The organism is Mycobacterium helveticum, from assembly GCF_007714205.1.
GTDB classification, from domain to species: domain Bacteria; phylum Actinomycetota; class Actinomycetes; order Mycobacteriales; family Mycobacteriaceae; genus Mycobacterium; species Mycobacterium helveticum.
Genome location: NZ_VMQU01000310.1, coordinates 1 through 917, shown reverse-complemented (window position 1 = coordinate 917; position 917 = coordinate 1). Strand labels below are relative to the sequence as shown.

The following is a 917-nucleotide window of genomic DNA, read 5'->3' as shown; positions in this document are numbered from 1 at the left end:
ATCATATTTTTTTACAAAAAACACCCCCTAATACTTTTTTTCTTCATTTATCGTGGGGTCGTTTTTGTTTATATCTGACTGCGGGGGGGGGGGCCGGGTGGAAGGCCGGGTGAGCCGCCCGCCTGCTCCGGATTGTCTGGATACTCCGGATTGCCTGGATGCTCTGGGGGCTGGCTCATTTCCGTCCTAGCTGTAGGAATCGCTCTGCGGGCACGCCACAAGGGCCTTGGCAAACCGGAACTTAGCAAAGATGTGGGCAGGGCGCGTGGATTGGGTGCGCCGGGTCGGGCCCGGCGCACCCGGCGCCCGGGCGTGGTATGCCTGAAGCCGTGTCCGACGGTCTGTTCGACCTTCCCGGCGACGCCCCGACGACCGACCATGGCCCGGGCGTGTCGGCGGGCGCGCCGCTGGCGGTGCGGATGCGCCCGGCCACGCTGGACGAGGTGGTGGGGCAGGGCCACCTGCTGGCGCCGGGATCGCCGCTGCGCCGCCTCGTCGAGGGCTCGGGCGTGGCGTCGGCGATCCTCTACGGTCCGCCCGGCAGCGGCAAGACCACGCTGGCGGCGCTGATCTCGCGGGCGACCGGACGCCGGTTCGAGGCGCTGTCGGCGCTGTCGGCCGGTGTCAAGGACGTCCGGGCCGTGATCGACCAGGCCCGCAGGGCGCTCCTGCACGGCGAGCAGACGGTGCTGTTCATCGACGAGGTGCACCGGTTCTCCAAGACCCAGCAGGACGCCCTGCTGTCCGCCGTGGAGAACCGGGTGGTGCTGCTCGTGGCGGCGACCACCGAGAACCCGTCCTTCTCCGTGGTGGCGCCGTTGCTGTCGCGGTCGCTGATCCTGCAGTTGCGTCCGCTGAGCGCCGACGACATCCGCGCGGTGGTGCGGCGCGCCATCGACGATCCCCGCGGGCTGGGC

1 protein-coding gene is annotated in these 917 nt (G+C 68.8%); it reads left to right on the top strand.

What is annotated here, in order from left to right; translation table 11 throughout:
* Positions 1 to 317: 317 nt before the first annotated feature.
* A partial coding sequence (locus FPZ47_RS27655; RefSeq protein ID WP_145039816.1) for an AAA family ATPase occupies positions 318 to 917 on the top strand: 600 nt, incomplete at its 3' end.